Annotated in this window: 11 protein-coding genes; 6 read left to right on the top strand and 5 right to left on the bottom strand. The window is 67.8% G+C overall.

All coding sequences use genetic code 11. The features are described from left to right. Positions 1 to 21 precede the first annotated feature (21 nt). Positions 22 to 2,859, bottom strand: coding sequence for a TonB-dependent receptor domain-containing protein (locus tag VGU03_RS09470; RefSeq protein WP_327480134.1), 2,838 nt, complete (start codon positions 2,857 to 2,859; stop codon positions 22 to 24). 194 nt (positions 2,860 to 3,053) lie between these two features. Then, a complete protein-coding gene (locus tag VGU03_RS09465; protein ID WP_327480133.1) occupies positions 3,054 to 4,088 on the bottom strand; it encodes an AI-2E family transporter in 1,035 nt (344 codons plus the stop codon). Between the two features lie 636 nt (positions 4,089 to 4,724). Between VGU03_RS09465 and VGU03_RS09460 the strand changes: the two genes are divergently transcribed. The 4 genes from VGU03_RS09460 (at position 4,725) to ubiE (ending at position 10,570) form a co-directional block, all read left to right on the top strand. Beyond that, the gene (locus tag VGU03_RS09460) at positions 4,725 to 5,642 is read left to right on the top strand and encodes a hypothetical protein (protein WP_327480132.1); all 918 of its coding nucleotides are present in this window, start codon (positions 4,725 to 4,727) and stop codon (positions 5,640 to 5,642) included. Positions 5,643 to 5,684: 42 nt separating this feature from the next. Next, a complete protein-coding gene (gene plsB / locus VGU03_RS09455) occupies positions 5,685 to 8,297 on the top strand; it encodes a glycerol-3-phosphate 1-O-acyltransferase PlsB (RefSeq protein ID WP_327480131.1) in 2,613 nt (870 codons plus the stop codon). Positions 8,298 to 8,396: 99 nt separating this feature from the next. After that, entirely contained in the window at positions 8,397 to 9,725 is a 1,329-nt protein-coding gene (locus tag VGU03_RS09450; protein ID WP_327480130.1) for an amidohydrolase family protein, read from the top strand. Between the two features lie 92 nt (positions 9,726 to 9,817). Beyond that, positions 9,818 to 10,570 carry a bifunctional demethylmenaquinone methyltransferase/2-methoxy-6-polyprenyl-1,4-benzoquinol methylase UbiE gene (gene ubiE, locus VGU03_RS09445; RefSeq protein WP_327480129.1) on the top strand — a complete coding sequence of 251 codons (753 nt, stop codon included), beginning with the start codon at positions 9,818 to 9,820 and terminating at the stop codon, positions 10,568 to 10,570. 405 nt (positions 10,571 to 10,975) lie between these two features. Here the strand turns inward: ubiE and VGU03_RS09440 are convergent, their stop codons facing one another. Genes VGU03_RS09440 through VGU03_RS09430 form a run of 3 tightly spaced genes read right to left on the bottom strand, consistent with a single transcriptional unit; the run spans position 10,976 to position 12,896 of the window. Then, positions 10,976 to 11,662: a glutathione S-transferase family protein gene (locus VGU03_RS09440; RefSeq protein ID WP_327480128.1), complete on the bottom strand. Its 687-nt coding sequence runs from the start codon at positions 11,660 to 11,662 to the stop codon at positions 10,976 to 10,978. 12 nt (positions 11,663 to 11,674) lie between these two features. Further along, a complete protein-coding gene (locus tag VGU03_RS09435) occupies positions 11,675 to 11,983 on the bottom strand; it encodes a cupin domain-containing protein (RefSeq protein WP_327480127.1) in 309 nt (102 codons plus the stop codon). Further along, a complete protein-coding gene (locus VGU03_RS09430; RefSeq protein ID WP_327480126.1) occupies positions 11,970 to 12,896 on the bottom strand; it encodes a DMT family transporter in 927 nt (308 codons plus the stop codon). Before VGU03_RS09430 ends, VGU03_RS09435 begins: the two co-directional genes overlap by 14 nt. Before the next feature lie 115 nt (positions 12,897 to 13,011). Here VGU03_RS09430 and VGU03_RS09425 point away from each other — a divergent pair, with 115 nt between their 5' ends. Further along, positions 13,012 to 13,509 (top strand): Lrp/AsnC family transcriptional regulator, encoded by a 498-nt coding sequence (locus VGU03_RS09425; protein ID WP_327480125.1) that lies wholly within the window; start codon positions 13,012 to 13,014, stop codon positions 13,507 to 13,509. 64 nt (positions 13,510 to 13,573) lie between these two features. Beyond that, the gene (gene acpA / locus VGU03_RS09420; RefSeq protein ID WP_327480124.1) at positions 13,574 to 15,265 is read left to right on the top strand and encodes an acid phosphatase; all 1,692 of its coding nucleotides are present in this window, start codon (positions 13,574 to 13,576) and stop codon (positions 15,263 to 15,265) included. The last annotated feature ends 699 nt before the right edge of the window (positions 15,266 to 15,964 follow it).

Here is a 15,964-nt window from a genome sequence, read left to right as displayed (position 1 = left end):
TTTCTTGCTGCGTTGCTTTCCTTACTTCGCGCCGAACTTGTAGTTGGCTTCCAGGTACATCGCACGACCGTAAACGTTGTAGTTGCTGTCGTTGTACGGCGAGGAGGAGGTGCCGGGATAGCTGCGGTCAAGCGGCGGCATCTTGTTGAACAGGTTGTTGACCAGGAACGACAGGCCAAGGTTCTTGGTCGGATTGAAGGTCACACTGGCGTTGTAGAGGATCCACGCGCCCAGCCGGCCGGTGCCGGGGCTGGTGTAGTTGTCCAGCGACGAGGCCAGGTAGTTGGGCGTGCGGCCATAGCGGTTGAAGTACACCGTGCCGCTCCACTGCTCATTCGGCGTCCAGGTCAGCGAGCCGTTGACCTTGCTCTTGAAGTCCGTTCCGTTCGGGTAAGCCGCCGGATGACGCAGCACGTCGATGCGCGGGTCGTTCGGATACGCCTGCGTGGTGTGCTTGAGCACGTCGCTGTAGGAGGTCGCGAACGCCAGCCGGCCCCAGCGGCCGATGTCCTGCACGTAGTTGATGCTGGCCGTGACGGCATTGACCTGTTCGTTGGACACGTTGACCTTCGGCGTGTAGATCTTCTGGATCTGGCCAAGCAGACCCGAGGTGGTCGAAGTGCCGCGGGTGATCTGGCTGAAGGCGTTGGTACAGGTCGGCGACGTCTTATCCAGCGTGCCGATGTCGCACAGATACTCCGCCTGCGAGAGCAGGTCCGCGCTCTCGGTGTTGACCTCGTTGTTGATGTCCCAGTGCAGGTAGTCGACGCTGAAGGAAAGCTTGGACGTCGGCGCCCACACCGCACCGTAGCTCCACACCTTGGCGGTGATCGGCTGCAGCGCCTTGTTGCCTGCCTGCTGGCCGAAGTACTGCGTGCTGTCATACGGCGTGGGGCAGTTGGCGATATGCGCCGGGTCGAAGCCCAGGCGGCCGCAGTTGAGGTAGTCGGGCACGAAGCTGTAGAAGCCGCTCAGGCCCTGGAACTCGTCGGACAGGGTCGGCGCCTTGAAGGCGGTGCCGTAACGGCCACGCAGCAGCAGCGACTCGATCGGACGGAACTCCAGCCCCAGGTTGTAGGTGGCGTGGTGGACGTTCTCGCCGGACACGCGGTAATTGTCGTAGCGGCCCGAAGCATCCAGCGTCACCATGCTGAAGACGGGCAGCCGCAACTCGGTAGTGGCCGCATAGCGGGAACGATGGCCCGCACCCTGCACGTCAGTGGTACCCCACACCTCGCCGTCGAGCAGGCGCGGATCGGGCACGTAGGACCAGCCCTGGTTGCCGCCTTCCAGCACGACTGCCAGGCCGGCATCGCCACCGGGCAGCTTGAACAGCGACGCATTGGTCAGCTGGCCGCGCAGCATGTTGTCCCAGGTCTTGGCGTTGGTGTCGGTGTAGCCAGTGAAGCTCTTGAAGTCCGCCTGCGAGATCGGCTTGTAGAACGCCGCGTAGTCGGGAGTGAACTGCGGATAGGCGCCGTAGTTCGGGTCCATGCCCTGCTGCGGGCCCAGCACGTGCTGAAGGAAGTAGTTGTCGATCGGGCCGGCGAAGCGCTGGAAATTGTGCTCCAGCAGCTTGTCGTCCGAGTGGGTGAAGCCCAGGTCGTAGTCCCAGTTCGACTCGCCGAAGGTGCCCTTGCCGCCCAGGGTCAACATGTACGACTTCTCGTACTGCTTGTTCATGATCGACTTGAAGCCGCCGGTTTCCTCCGGCGCAAACGCCTTCTGCAGATCGACGTAATCCTGCAGGTTCGGGTCGTAGAAAGCGCCGTATTTGACGCCGGTACCCCACCAGGTGAAGTTGGAGCCGATCGAGTACTTCTGTTCGTCGTAGTTATAGAGCAGGTCGCCGTAAAGCTGCAGGTTGTCGCTGACGTCGAAGCTGGCGTGCGTATAGAGGTTGGCCGTCTTCTGGTCGTTTGTGACGGTCGCGTAGCTCGGGGTGTAGAACGAGCCGCAGTAGGTACGGCCACGGGTGCGGGTGCGCAGGCCTTCGGTGCCGCCGAACAGGCTCGTCACGTTCGAGCAGTTGTTCGGGTCCTCGAAATAGTAATGCCCAGAGAACGGGCTGTAGACCAGGAAGTCGCGCGAGGCCACCGGGGCACTGGTGCCCTGGGTGAAGTACTGGCGGGTCAGGCTGCGATCACCGGTCCAGATCGGCTGGGTGCTCTCGAACTGCCCGCCCACCAGCAGGTTGAATTTGCCAGCGCCGAAGCTGTCCGCGAAGCTGATGCGCCGATCTGCGCCGCCGCCGCCGGAATGCCAGCCGTAGCGCACGTCGATGGTCGGTGCGTCCACGTGCTTCTTGAGCACGATGTTGACCACGCCGGCGATCGCGTCGGAGCCGTACAGCGACGACTGCCCACCCGGCAGGACGTCGATGTGGTCGACCATTTCCATCGGGATGCCGCTGAGATTGTTGAAGGTGTCGCTGCCGTTGTAGAGCGCCGGGAAGTTACCCATCGGGCGTCCGTCGACGAGGTACTTCACGAAGCCCACCGGCAGGCCGAACATGCTGAGCGTCTGCGCGCCCTGGGTGAATGATCCCGACGTGGAAGTGCCCTGCACGCTGCCCGTGGCGAAGGAGGACTGCTGCAAGGCCTCGGCCACCGTGGTAAAGCCGCGGACCTTCATGTCCTGTGCCGTGATCGTGACGATCGGTGTGGCGGTTTCGATTTCGGTCTGCGGGATTAGCGAGCCGGTGACTGTGACCGTTTCAAGCTTTTTCGCCTTCTGCTCGGCGCTGCTGGACTGGGTGGTGTCCTGCTGGGCGGCAGCAGTCTGGCCGTAAGCGAACGCGGCGGACGGACCGACGCTCAACGCGACCAGCACAGCGGCCGCGAGTTTGGTCTTAAGCATGTGATTTTTCCCCAAAGTGTCGAATGTGAAATCAGTTCGGCTGCCACCGCTCCCCAGCGGTACGAACGGCGGGACCTGCGCTTCCCTGCCACGCAGCTTCCTTTAACGCGAACTAAACGAATAGGTACAGCAATCCGTGACCGAAATCAAATTTCCTGCCGCAACAGCTATCCAGGCGCACCAGCTTTGCAGCTTCACAGCAGCGCTTCGCCTTCCAGCTCGCTCTTGAGGTAGGCGTAGTAGACCGGCGCGGCGACCAGGCCGGCCAGGCCGAAGGCCGCTTCCATCACCAGCATGGCGATGAGCAGTTCCCACGCGCGCGCGCGGATCTGGGTGCCGACGATGCGGGCGTTGAGGAAGTACTCGAGCTTGTGGATCAGGATGAGGAAGACCAGCGCCGCGATGCCCACGCCCAGGGACACCGACAGGCCGGCGATGGTCACGGCGGTGTTGGAGATCAGGTTGCCGATCACCGGCAGCAGGCCGATCACGAAAGTCAGCGCCACCAGTGTCTTGGCCAGCGGCACGTGGATCCCCAGGAGTGGCAGCACGCCGATCAGGAAGATCGCGGTGAACGTCGTGTTGATCAGGGAAACCTTGATCTGTGCGAACACGATGTTGTGGAAGGCCTCGGCCAGGCGCAGGCAGCGCTGGCCCAGCGCCGCCGCCAACGGGCCGACCTGGTGCGGTGGCCGGGCGCTGCGGCTGAGCGCGACGATCGCGCCCAGCACCAGCCCGATGATGATGTGCGCGAAGCCGCGGGCGGTGTCCTTGCCGGCCAGCTGCAGGCTGGCCGCATGCTTGCGGGTCAGTTCACCGGCCATCACGCGCAGTTCGTCGACGCTGTCCGGCAGCGAGCCCACCAGTGCGGCGGGCAGTTGCTCGCGCGCCTTTTCCACCAGCGGCATCAGCTGCAGGCGCCACAGGTCCTGCGGGTTACCGATTTCGCTGCGGAAGAAGCTGATCGCGCCCAGCGCCAGCAGGATCAGCAGGGCGACTACCACGGCGCCGAGCAACGCCACCACGACGACGCGGGCACGGCTGCCGGACAGGCGCCGCTCCAGCAGCGGGCTGATCGTCTGCACCAGTTCGTACACCAGCAGTCCGGCCAGCAGCGCCGAGAGCAGGTGCAGCTTGAGCACCAGCAGCAGGGCGATGCCTGTCAGCACGTAACTGGCCAGGCGCACGGCGCGCGAGGGCTCACGCAGGAGGGAAGGATCGGAAAGCATGCCGGAGCTCGGGGGAAGCACGGGAGCCCAGTCTCGCAGCAGGCCACGCCGTTCGCCAGCCGGCCGGCAACGAGGCGGGCCTGCTACCGGCCTGTCGTAAGCCGGCCGATCCTGTCGGACGACCTCCAACCAAGGAACATGCCTTTGCGCTGATGCAGTTGGGCGACCAGCTGGGCGATTTCGTGGCTGGTCCAGCCTTACCTGGACTGGATCGGGGTGCGCTGATTCGTCCTGCCCAATCCCGCCTACGGCAGGTTGGGAGCAGGCGCTGTTCGACAACGACTGGCGGGCGCCCCGCGACGTGCGTCGCAATGCGAAGCTAGACGCTTTACGCATCCATTAAAATCAAATGGTTACATATATAAATATCAAGTATTGCCTTAGGTACGAAGAGCTACTAAGCTTTCTCTCGCCGAAACCTGCTGACCTCCAAACCGCGGGCAAGGCCATTTCCCTTCCGGCTCGGCCGGATTACCCCGCGCGGCTCCAGGCCCGCGGGGTTTTTCTTGCCCGCGAGGGCGCCCACGCGCGCCGTGTTGCCGCCGGCGGATCCATCGCCCCACGGCTTGCCGCTGGCGCGTCCGCCCACCTACCCTGCCCGTTCGCCCCGCGCCATTCCGCACCGACGAGAGGTCCATGCGCCTGACGACGCTACGCCGCCTGATGCTGTTGCTTGGCCTGCTGGCCCTGGCCGCCTGCCATTCGCACGATGCGGCCACCGCCTCCGGCAGCCCGTCCCCCGAGGCGGCGGTGCGCGAATCGATCGCGCTGATCCGCGCGGACGACTTCGCCGGCTTCTGGCGTCACGCCCTGCCGCCGCGCGACTACGCCCTGCTGCGCGCGGACTGGGGAAAGCTGCGCGCCGGCGAAGCTCCGATGAGCGAGGCCGACCGCGAGCGCATCGATACGGCCCTGCGCCAACTCGCCGCGCCGGACGCCGAGGCGGCGCTCGATGCCCGCCTGCAGCCCTGGCTTGCCGACACGCAGGCTCGCTACGGCGACCAGCTGCCTTTGCTGGCGGGCATCGGCCGCGCGCTCGGGGCCAAGGCGATCGCCGGCAACCCTCGTCTCGGCGACGCTCAGAAGCGCGACGCCACGGCACTGCTGGATGCGCTCGCTCCATGGGCGCAGCGGGCGCCCTGGTTCGATCCGGCCAGGGCTCGCCGGGCGGTCGGCGTGGTCGTCGCCACCGCACGCAAGCTCGGCCTGCACGACGCGCAGCAACTGCGCACGATGGATTTCGACCAGGCCATGCGCAGCTACGCCACCGCGTTCGAAGGCCTCAAGCAGTTGCTGGCGATCTACGGGCTGGCGCTCGATCAGGCGCTGGACTCGGCCCGTGTCGTGCCGCTGGATTACCACCCGCCCTACGCCCGCGTGCGCATCGAATACCAGCTGCTGGACCAGCCGCTTTCGATGGAATCGACACTGGTGCTCGAAAACGGCCGCTGGTACGACCAGGACCTGCTGCAGGCCGTGCGCCGTGCCCACCAGCGCCTGGCCGCCCCGCCGGCCGGCGCCAGCGCACCGGCCGTGGCCCCGGCGCCGCGCTGAGCACCCGGGCGTCTTTTACAGCCCACCGGCTACAATCCGCCGATGCAGAACATGACCGCGGATTATCCGAGCCGCAGCCGCGCACCCTGGTGGTTCGGCCTGGCCGGCCAATTGCTCGAACCCTGGGTACGCATCCGGCGTGATCCGGCCGAACCGGCCAGCCTGCTCAAGGCGGGAGCGCCCGTGTGCTACGTGATCGAGCGCGACGGTTTCTCCGACGCGCTGATCCTGGAGCGCGCCTGCCGCGAGGCCGGCCTGCCGCCGCCGATGCAGCCGCTGGCCGGCAGCCGCCGCAAGCGTTCGGTGTTCGCCCTGGCGCGCCGCGACGGCTGGCTGCTGGGCCGCAACCGCCAGCGCCCGCCCAACGAGTCGCTGGCGCAGCTGGTGCGCTCGCTGGAAGGCCAGCCGGGAAGCGACATCCAGATCGTGCCGGTGTCGATCTACGTCGGCCGCGCGCCCAGCCGCGACGCCGGCTGGTTCCGCGTGCTGTTTTCCGAAAACTGGGTGATGGTCGGCCGCTTCCGCCGCCTGCTGGCGCTGCTGCTCAACGGCCGCGACACGGTGGTGCACTTCTCCGCGCCGGTGTCGCTGCGCGCGGTGCTGGACGAGGCCGGGCAGACCGAGCCGGACCGCTTCGTGCGCAAGATCGCGCGGGTGCTGCGCACGCACTTCCGCCGCATCCGCGCGGCGGTGATCGGGCCGGACCTGTCGCACCGGCGCACCGTCGCCGATTCGGTGCTCAACGCCGAGCCGGTGCGCGCCGCGATCGGCGCCACCGCGGCCAAGGAGCACATCTCCCACGCCAAGGCCTGGCGCCGCGCGCACAAGCTGGTGATGGAAATCGCCGCCGACTATTCGCATCCGGTGGTGCGCTCGGTGTCGTTCCTGCTGTCGAACTTCTGGAACAAGCTCTACGACGGCATCGCCATGCACCACTTCGACAAGGCCCGCGCCGCGGCGCCCGGCTACGAAGTGGTGTACGTGCCCAGCCACCGCAGCCATGCCGACTACCTGCTGCTGTCCTACCAGCTGCACATGTCCGGCGTGGTGGTGCCGCACATCGCCGCGGGCGTGAACCTCAACCTGCCGGTGATAGGCCCGATCCTGCGCCGCGGCGGCGCGTTCTTCCTGCGCCGAAGCTTCAAGGGCAATGCGCTCTACTCGGTGATCTTCAACGAATACGTGGCGCAGCTGATCGACCGCGGCGTGCCGATGGAATACTTCATCGAGGGCGGCCGCTCGCGCACCGGGCGCCTGCTGGCGCCGCGCGCCGGCATGCTGGTGATGACCGTGCGCGCCTTCCTGCGCGCGCCGCGCCGCCCGGTGCTGTTCCAGCCGGTCTACATCGGCTACGAGAAGCTGATGGAGGGCAAGAGCTACATCGGCGAACTCACCGGCAAGCCGAAGGAGAAGGAATCCCTGCTCGGTCTGCTCAAGGGCCTGAAGGTGCTGCGCCAGCGCTACGGCCACGTGGCGCTCAACTTCGGCGAGCCGATCGAGCTGACCCCGCTGCTGGATGCGGCCAGCCAGGACTGGCGCGCCGCCACGGCCGATCCGGACGCCAAGCCCGAGTGGCTCAACCGCGTGGTGGACGACCTGGCCGAGCGCATCCAGGTCAACATCAACCGCGCCGCCGACGTCAACCCGATCAACCTGCTGGCGCTGGCCCTGCTGGCGACTCCGAAGCATGCGATGGCCGAGAGCGACCTGCTCGCGCAGCTGGAGCTGATGCGCGCGCTGCTCACGCAGATGCCTTATTCCGACCGCGTCACGCTGACGCCGATGGACCCGCCCGCGATCGTCGCCTATGGCGAGCAGATGGGCTGGATCCGCCGCGTACGCCACCCGCTGGGCGACGTGCTGGTGGCCGACGACGAGCCGGCGGTGCTGCTGTCCTATTTCCGCAACAACGTGCTGCACCTGACGGCCACCGCCGCGTGGGTGTCCTGCTGCTTCTTGAACAACCGGCGCATGACGCGCGCCTCGGTGATCAGGCTGGGCCGCATCATCTATCCCTTCATCCAGGGCGAGCTGTTCCTGCCGTGGGATACGGAAGGCTTCGTGGCGCAGATGCAGGGCACCATCGATTTCTTCGTCGGCCGCGGCCTGCTGGAAGCGTCCGCCGATGGCCGCGTGCTCGAGCGCGGGCCGGGCCAGGACGATGCGGCCTTCCAGATGAAGACCATCGCGCGCAGCCTGATCCAGGCCTTCGAGCGCTACTACATCACCATCGCCGCGCTGGCCAAGAACGGCCCGCACACCACCACCGCGGCGGAGCTGGAGAACGCCTGCGCGCTCACCGCGCAGCGGCTGTCCCTGCTCAACGAGCAGTCCGCGCCGGAGTTCTTCGACAAGGCGCTGTTCCGCGGCTTCATCCAGAAGCTGCGCGAACAGAAGATCGTGTGGACCGACGAGGCCGGCAAGCTCGACTACGACCGCGCGCTGGAGGACATGGTGCGCGACGCGCGGGTGATCCTGGCGCGCGAAGTACGCCACTCGATCCTCAAGATCACCGGCGTGGACGGCGACATGGACGCGGCGCCATCCAGGCCGGCGGCGCACGTGCCCGAGGACAGCGGCAGCGAGGACCTGCACCGGCGCCACGTCCAGACCGAGCAGCACGAACACGCGCACGAGCCGCCCCGGGACGCCTAGCGGGCTTCACCCCAGGCGGGCCTTTGCGGGCACGTCGGCCAGGCTACCGGCCGGCCCAAGGGGCCGCCTATGATGGCCGCTCCCGCCGAGGAGGCCGTCATGTCGCTACGCCCTGTGCCCGTCCTGGCCGCCCTGCTGGTGGCCGCTCCCGTGCTTGCCGGCGATCCGCCGACACAGGCCGCCACCGCGCTGCATTGCGCCCACCTGCTTGACCCGGCCGCAGGCAAGCTGCTGGGCGAGACGACGGTGGTGGTGCGGGAAGGGCGCATCCAGGCGATCCATGCCGGTGCGCCGGCGGGCGGCGATGGCCGCGTGCTGGAGCTGGCAGGCCAGACCTGCCTGCCCGGCCTGATCGACGCGCACACCCACCTGACCTCCGAGACCAGCCCCACCGGCTACACCGACCAGTTCCGTTGGAACACCGCCGATTACGCGATCCGTTCGACGGTCTACGCGCGCCGCACCCTGCTGGCCGGCTTCACCACTGTGCGCAATCTCGGCGACAACGCCAACGAATCGATCGCCCTGCGCAACGCGATCGATGCGGGCGTCGTGCCCGGCCCGCGCATCTTCACCGCCGGCGTGCCGATCGGTTCCACCGGCGGACATGCCGATCCCACCGACGGCTACCGCCAGGACCTGGCCGGCGATCCCGGTCCCAGGGTAGGCATCATCAACAGCCCCGCCGATGCCTGGAAGGCCGTACGCCAGCATTACAAGGACGGCGTGGATCTGATCAAGATCATGCCCTCCGGCGGCGTGCTGGACGAAAGCGCCAGCGCCGACAACCCGCAGATGACGCTGGAGGAGATCAAGGCGGTGGTCGCCGCGGCGCACGACTACGGCTTCACCGTGGCCGCGCACGCGCACGGCGCCGAGGCGATCCGCCGCGCGGTGCTGGCGGGCGTCGACTCGATCGAGCACGGCACCTTCATGGACGACGCCGACATGAAGCTCATGAAGGAACACGGCACCTGGTACGTGCCCACCATCATCGCCGGCAAGTACGTCCAGCAGATGGCGGGCACGCCCGGCTACTACCCGCCGCAGGTGGCCGCCAAGGCGCGTCAGGTCGGCCCGATCATCCAGGCCACCGCCGGCCGCGCCTACAAGGCCGGGGTGAAGATCGCCTTCGGCACGGACGCGTCGGTGTACCCGCACGGACAGAACGCGAAGGAGTTCGAATACATGGTACAGGCCGGCATGCCACCGATGTTCGTGCTGCAGGCGGCCACCACGCACGCGGCCGAACTGCTGCGCAAGGCCGACCAGCTAGGCCAGATCCAGCCCGGCCGCTTGGCCGACGTGATCGCCGTGCCGGGCGATCCGCTGCAGGACATCACCGCGATGCAACGGGTGAGCTTCGTGATGAAGGGCGGCACCGTCTACAAGCAGGACGGCAAGCCGACCCCTGCCGTGAGCCCGTAAGCCGCGCATCGGCTGCCGGAAGGAACGCGGCGGCCACGCCAAGAAAAGCCGACCAGCGAGCGGGCGACCCGCATCCTGTAGCATTGCCCGCCATGAACGAGCAGCCACGGACCACCCACTTCGGCTTCCGCGACGTGCCGGTGGGCGACAAGCAGAAACTGGTCGGCCAGGTGTTCACCTCGGTCGCCCGCAGCTACGACCTGATGAACGATCTGATGTCGTTCGGCATCCACCGTTTGTGGAAGCGCCATTTCGTGGCGATCAGCGGCGTGCGCGCAGGCGACCGCGTGCTGGACCTGGCCGGCGGCACCGGCGACATCGCCGCGCAGCTCTTGCCGGTGGTCGGCGACGAGGGCGAGGTGGTGGTCGGCGACATCAACGCCGCCATGCTCGGCGTGGGGCGCGACCGGATGACCGACCGCGGCCTGGTCTCGGGCCTGCGCTGGGCGCAGCTCAACGCCGAATGCCTGCCTTTTCCCGACGCGAGCTTCGACGCGGTGACGATGGCCTTCGGCCTGCGCAACGTCACCGACAAGGACAAGGCGCTGGCCGATATCTGCCGCGTGTTGAAGCCTGGCGGCCGCGCGCTGGTGCTGGAGTTCTCGCGCGTACAGAGCGAACTGTTCGGCAAGCTCTACGATTTCCATTCGTTCAAGGTGCTGCCCCGGCTCGGCCGGCTGTTCGCCGGCGACGCGGACAGCTACCAGTACCTGGCCGAATCGATCCGCAAGCATCCGGACCAGGCCACGCTCAAGGGCATGATGGAGAAGGCCGGCTTCGGCCGCGTGGAAGTGCGCAACCTGAGCAACGGCATCGTGGCGATCCACAAGGCCTACAAGCTCTGATCCAAGGCGGCCCATGAACCGGGGACGGGGCGGATACGCACGCAGGTGCCCCCAGAAGAGATCAACGCGTTGCGCCGGCGCGTACTGACGCTGCCTACGGCGGCGGCCGTGGCGTTGCTGGCGGCGCCGCACATGCCCGGCAACAACAACTTCTTCTGCTGTCCGTCCCGCTGCTGGCGCGCGCCTATGCCGCCACCGGACGCCGCCACGTCTTGCGGCGCAGGCAGCGCACACGGCCCCAGCTGACCCAGGTCATGGGCGGCAGGCGCTGCCGGCCGTAGGGTGGCGCCACTTCCACGGAGCCACCCTCATGCACCCAGACCTCAGTCCCGAATAAAACGTGCACATCTTCGACGCCCCAGGGCATCGCTCGCCGCTTCTGTCATTGGGCCATCTTCGGTGCGCTCAGGCTGAAGTACGCAGGTCCGCCTGCACCGTGCCCACGCGGCGGGCGGTGTGCTCGGTGCCGTTGAGGCGCGCGCTCTCGGCCAGCGCGGCGGCGTACCAGCGCTGCATGCCGGGCAGCTCGCGCAGGCGCTGCGCGTAGGCCAGCGAGACATCGTCCAGCGGCAGGCCGTAGCTCAGGATGCGCCAGGCGACCGGTGCGAAGAAGGCGTCCACCGCGCTGAAGGCGGCGCCGGCCAGGAACGGTCCGCCGAACCGCGCGAGACCTTCGTTCCACAACTCGGCCAGGCGCGACAGGTCGCGCTGCAGCGGCGCGTCGATGCCGTGCAGTTGCACGCGGATGGCGCAATCCATCGGGCAGGTGCCGCGCAGCGCGGCGAAGCCCGAGTGCATTTCCGCCGCGGCGCAGCGCGCCCAGGCGCGTGCCGCCGCATCGGCCGGCCACACGCCGGGATGGCGTTCGGCCAGGTATTCCACGATCGCCAGCGAATCCCACACCACCGTGCCGTCGTCGTTCAGGCACGGCACCTTGCCATTGGGCGAAAAGCTGCGGAAGGCGTCCCAGCTGGAACCCTCCTGCAACGCGACCAGGCGCTCGTCGAAGGGAATCGCGCGCTCGACCATCAACAGCCACGGCCGCAGCGACCAGGACGAGTAATTCTTGTTGCCGATGTAGAGCTGGTACACGACGGATCTCCTTCAGGTATCCATGATCAACAAGCTGCCGGCGCTGCCTTCGTCGACCGCATGAGGAACGCCGGCGGGCAGCAGGCACAGCTGGCCGGCGCCCACCACCCGCAGCACGCCGCCGACGCGCAACCGCAGGACGCCATCGAGCACGAGCAGTGCTTCAGTGAAATCGTGCGTTTCTTCCACATAGGGCGCCTCGTCCATGCGCAGCAGCTTGAGCCTGGCCGAGCCGATCCTGCCGAGCTGCTGCGAGCGCCACGCGGGCAGCGCCTGCGCCAGCGCCTGCAAGTCGATGATGGCCGCCTCAGCCGTGCTCATAGCGCTTGGCCCCATGTACCGCTACCGGCCGCGTCGGCGCCCTGCGTCCGCGCGCATTGGCCAGTATGACGCCGCCGACCGTCACCGCGCCGCCGACCAGGGTCAGGAGCCCCGGCCGCTCGCCCAGCCAGACCCAGCCGATCAATACCGCGATCGGCGGCGAAAAGTAGATGAAGCTGGACACCTGCGAGGCCGAACTGCGGTGGATGGCCACGTTCCAGGTGATGTAGCCGAGGAAGGTCGGCGCGAATCCCAGCCACAGCAGCGCGCCGATGCGCGGCCACGGCGCCGCGGCCAGCGCCTGCGGCAGGTGGGTGGCGAACGGCAGCGCGCCCAGCGTGCCGGCGAAGAAGGTGCAGGCGGTGACGCCGAACACGCTCGAGCGCGAAAACAGCGGCTTCTGCCCCACGAAATAGATCGCCGAGGCGACCACGCTCACCAGCACCAGCGCCGCCATCGGCTCGAACCTCACCTGCTTGCCGCTGGCCAGCACCACCGTCACCACGCCCACCAGCGCCACGCCGAGGCCGCAGAGCGTGCGCAACGGCAGGCGCTCGCGCAGCCATAGCGCCGACAGCGCCGCGGTCGCCGCCGGCACCAGCGAGATCAGGATCGCCGCGGTGCCGCTGGCGATGCGCGTCTCGGCGTAGTTGAGCGCCAGGTGGTAGACGGTCAGCCCGATCACGCCCAGCACCGCCAGCTGCGGCCAGTCGCGCCGCGCCGGCAGCGGCGGGCGCTTGGCGGCCAGCCACAGCGCGAAGCACAGCGAGCCGATCGCCAGCCGCGCGAAGGCCACTTCGCCGGGCGTGAACGCCGGCAGCGCAAAGGCGATCGCGGCATAGGCCGACGACCAGGTGACCAGCGCGACGCCGATGCAGGCCAGCGTCCGCCCGTCGAGGCGTGGGGTATCCATGGGACAAGTCCAAGCAGGGAAGTGCGCATGCTAGTGGCGCGCACCGGACACGGGAATGATGGATCGGAATAAAGTGGCGACCTTTCGCCATCGAACGAAATGGGAAATACCCCGCATGGCTTCCGTATCGAAACCGGAACTGGATGGACGCGACTGGCAGCTGCTCGAGGCCCTGCAACAGGACGCGCGCCAGGGCTATGCCGAACTGGGCCGGCAGGTGGGCCTGTCGGCGCCGGCGGTGGCCGAACGGATCAAGCGGCTGGAGGAGGCCGGCGTGATCGCCGGCTATCGCGCGGTCATCGATCCGAAACGTCTGGGCTACACCATCGACGCGGTGATCCGGCTGCGTTGCGACGGCGGCGTGTGCGCTCGCATCGGCGCGCTGGTGGCGGACGTGTCCGAGGTGCTCGAGTGCCGCCGCCTGGCCGGTGAGGATTCGGCGCTGCTGCACGTGGTCGCGCTTTCGGTGGCGCATCTGGAGACGGTGCTGGACCGACTGCTGAAGATCCACCCGAGCATCAGTACGACCACGCTGGTGGTGCTGCAGACGCCGCACGCCAACCGACCGCTGACCCGCGCGATGTGGCAGGCGGCGCAGGCGATGGAAGGCTGAGGCGGACCGTCCCGTGCCGGATGCCGGCATACTCACCGCTTCGATGTCCGAGGAATCCCGAGCGATGTCCGACCTGCCCCTGCCCCCCGACACCGGCGACCAACCTGCCGATCCGCAACGCCGCCGCCTGCTCGGCGGGCTGGCCGCTGCCGGTGCCGGCCTGGCGCTGGGCGGCACGGCCATCGAGGCCGGCACCGCCACCGCGGCGACCGTGCCCGCCGCGACGAAGCTGGACGCCCTGCTGCGCGAGCGCATCCAGCGCGTGGTGGTGATCTACGCCGAGAACCGCAGCTTCAACAACCTGTTCGCCGATTTCCCCGGCGTGGCCGAGCCGCTGTCCGCGCTCAAGCCCGGGCAGTACCGCCAGCGCGACCGCGACGGCTCGCTGCTTACCGAACTGCCGCCGGTGTGGCACGGCGTGGCGCCGCACGAACAGGTGGTCAACCACAAGAGCTACGTGGTGCGCCAGGAAGACCTCACCGGCCTGCCCAATGCGCCCTGGGCGCTGCGCACCGGCGCCGGCGAGCCGCTGCCGCAAGGCGTGGTCACGCGCGACCTTTGGCACCGTTTCTACGAGAACCAGCTGCAGATCAACGGCGGCAGGAACGACGGCTTCGTCGCCTGGGGCGATTCGGGCGCGCTGGTGATGGGCTACTACGGCGACAACGCGGCCAACCTGCGCCTGTGGCAGCTGGCCCGCCAGTACACCCTGTGCGACCACTTCTTCATGGGCGCCTTCGGCGGCTCCTTCCTCAACCACCAGTACCTCGTCGCCGCGCAGCCGCCCTACTACCCGCATGCCGATCAAAGCCCGGCGCGCTTCAACATCGCGCAGACGGTCAGCGGCGAGGCCACCGACATCCACCTGAAGATGGCGCACGACTCGCCCGCCAGCGCCATGCAGGGCAGGCCCGAGGCGCTGACGCCGAACACGCTCACGCCAGACTTCTGGGCGGTCAACACGATGGGTCCGCCCTACGCGCCGGGGTTCTCCAAGGACCCGAACGACCCGACCCGCGCCGACCCGCACAGCCCCAACACCGTGCCGCCGCAGAAGCACGACACGATCGGCGAGGTGCTCTCCGAAGCCGGCGTCGACTGGGCCTGGTATGCCGGCGGCTGGCAGCTCGCGCTGGACGGCCAGGGCGACGGCGACCAGCGCGAGTTCCCGCAACGGCCCAATTTCCAGCCGCACCACCAGCCGCTCAACTATTTCGCCGCCTATGCGCCGGGCACCGCCGCGCGCACCAAGCACCTGCGCGATGCCGGCGTGGGCCAGACCGCGGCCACCAACCACTTCCTGGCCGCGGTCGCGGCCGACCAGCTTCCGGCGGTCAGCTTCTACAAGCCCCAGGGCGATCTCAACATGCACGCCGGCTATTCCGACGTGGACGCCGGCGACCGCCACATCATGGCCGTGGTCGAGGCCCTGCAGGCATCGCCCGCATGGCCCGGCCTGCTCATCGTCATCACCGTGGACGAGAACGGCGGCTGGTGGGACCACGTGGCGCCGCCCAAGGGCGACCGCTGGGGACCGGGCTCGCGCATCCCGGCGATCATCGTGTCGCCGCACGCCAAGAAGGGCCACGTCGACCACACCGTCTACGACACCGGCTCGATCGCCCGCTTCCTGACCCGCCGCTTCGGCCTGCGCAAACTGCCAGGGCTCACGCTGCGCGAGGAAGCCATGCGGGCCGCCGGCGGGCCGCCCCCGGGCGATCTCACGGCGGCGCTGCAATTCGACGACGTTGCCTGATGTCCTGACCTCCTGCGGCGTTTCGCTGCCGTTCTTGCGAGACCTTTCCGTCATTTGGTCGGCACGAAGAGCTTCCGATCGCCTGCGCCCAAAGAAAGTAACCAAAGAAACGGCCTCACTAAACCCGGTGAGGGATAAGAGCCAGGTGCCGCCTCGCCTTGCCGGCTGCCGTTCTTGCGAGACCTTTCCGTCATTGGTCGGGTACGAAGAGCTTCCGATCGCCTGCGGCGCTCGGATCACTTTCTTTGCTGGCCCAAAGAAAGTAACCAAAGAAACGGCCTCACTAAGCCCGGTGAGGGATAAGAGCTAGGTGCCGCCTCGCCTTGCTTGGTACGTCGCATGCTCTTAGAGGAGCTGCAGCCGCTTTGCCGCGGCCGCTCGGGAGCTGAGGCCAGGGGGGCATGCAGTGTGGTTGATGGCGTCGGCTTTTTGGTCGCTTGCGTTACTTCCTTCTACGAAAGCAAAGATTAGATTTGAGTTCGCCTGATAGGCTGAAGCCGCTCTACGGCGCGTTCGGCAGACGCCGCCGGCCCAAAGGAACCCTTCGCCGCATGGGCACTCCGCTGGCCTGACCCGTGCGAAGGGCCGCACACGGCAACCAACCCTCCCTTTCCTCAGCTCCCGAGCGCCCGCGGCAAAGCGGCTGCAGCTCCTCTAAGAGCGAGAGATTCGCCCGACAAGGCGAAAAGGCGCCTAGCT

Origin of the sequence: Frateuria sp. (assembly GCF_035944355.1) — a bacterium.
GTDB lineage: Bacteria > Pseudomonadota > Gammaproteobacteria > Xanthomonadales > Rhodanobacteraceae > Frateuria_A.
Note: the sequence above shows the minus strand (reverse complement) of the source record. Positions and strands in the feature narration are given on the sequence as shown.

Excerpts from the sequence above, each read along its gene's own strand:
- VGU03_RS09470 (WP_327480134.1), bottom strand. The coding sequence starts at position 2,859 with ATGCTTAAGACCAAACTCGCGGCCGCTGTGCTGGTCGCGTTGAGCGTC.
- VGU03_RS09465 (WP_327480133.1), bottom strand. The coding sequence starts at position 4,088 with ATGCTTTCCGATCCTTCCCTCCTGCGTGAGCCCTCGCGCGCCGTGCGC.
- VGU03_RS09460 (WP_327480132.1), top strand. The coding sequence starts at position 4,725 with ATGCGCCTGACGACGCTACGCCGCCTGATGCTGTTGCTTGGCCTGCTG.
- plsB (WP_327480131.1), top strand. The coding sequence starts at position 5,685 with ATGCAGAACATGACCGCGGATTATCCGAGCCGCAGCCGCGCACCCTGG.
- VGU03_RS09450 (WP_327480130.1), top strand. The coding sequence starts at position 8,397 with ATGTCGCTACGCCCTGTGCCCGTCCTGGCCGCCCTGCTGGTGGCCGCT.
- ubiE (WP_327480129.1), top strand. The coding sequence starts at position 9,818 with ATGAACGAGCAGCCACGGACCACCCACTTCGGCTTCCGCGACGTGCCG.
- VGU03_RS09435 (WP_327480127.1), bottom strand. The coding sequence starts at position 11,983 with ATGAGCACGGCTGAGGCGGCCATCATCGACTTGCAGGCGCTGGCGCAG.
- VGU03_RS09430 (WP_327480126.1), bottom strand. The coding sequence starts at position 12,896 with ATGGATACCCCACGCCTCGACGGGCGGACGCTGGCCTGCATCGGCGTC.
- VGU03_RS09425 (WP_327480125.1), top strand. The coding sequence starts at position 13,012 with ATGGCTTCCGTATCGAAACCGGAACTGGATGGACGCGACTGGCAGCTG.
- acpA (WP_327480124.1), top strand. The coding sequence starts at position 13,574 with ATGTCCGACCTGCCCCTGCCCCCCGACACCGGCGACCAACCTGCCGAT.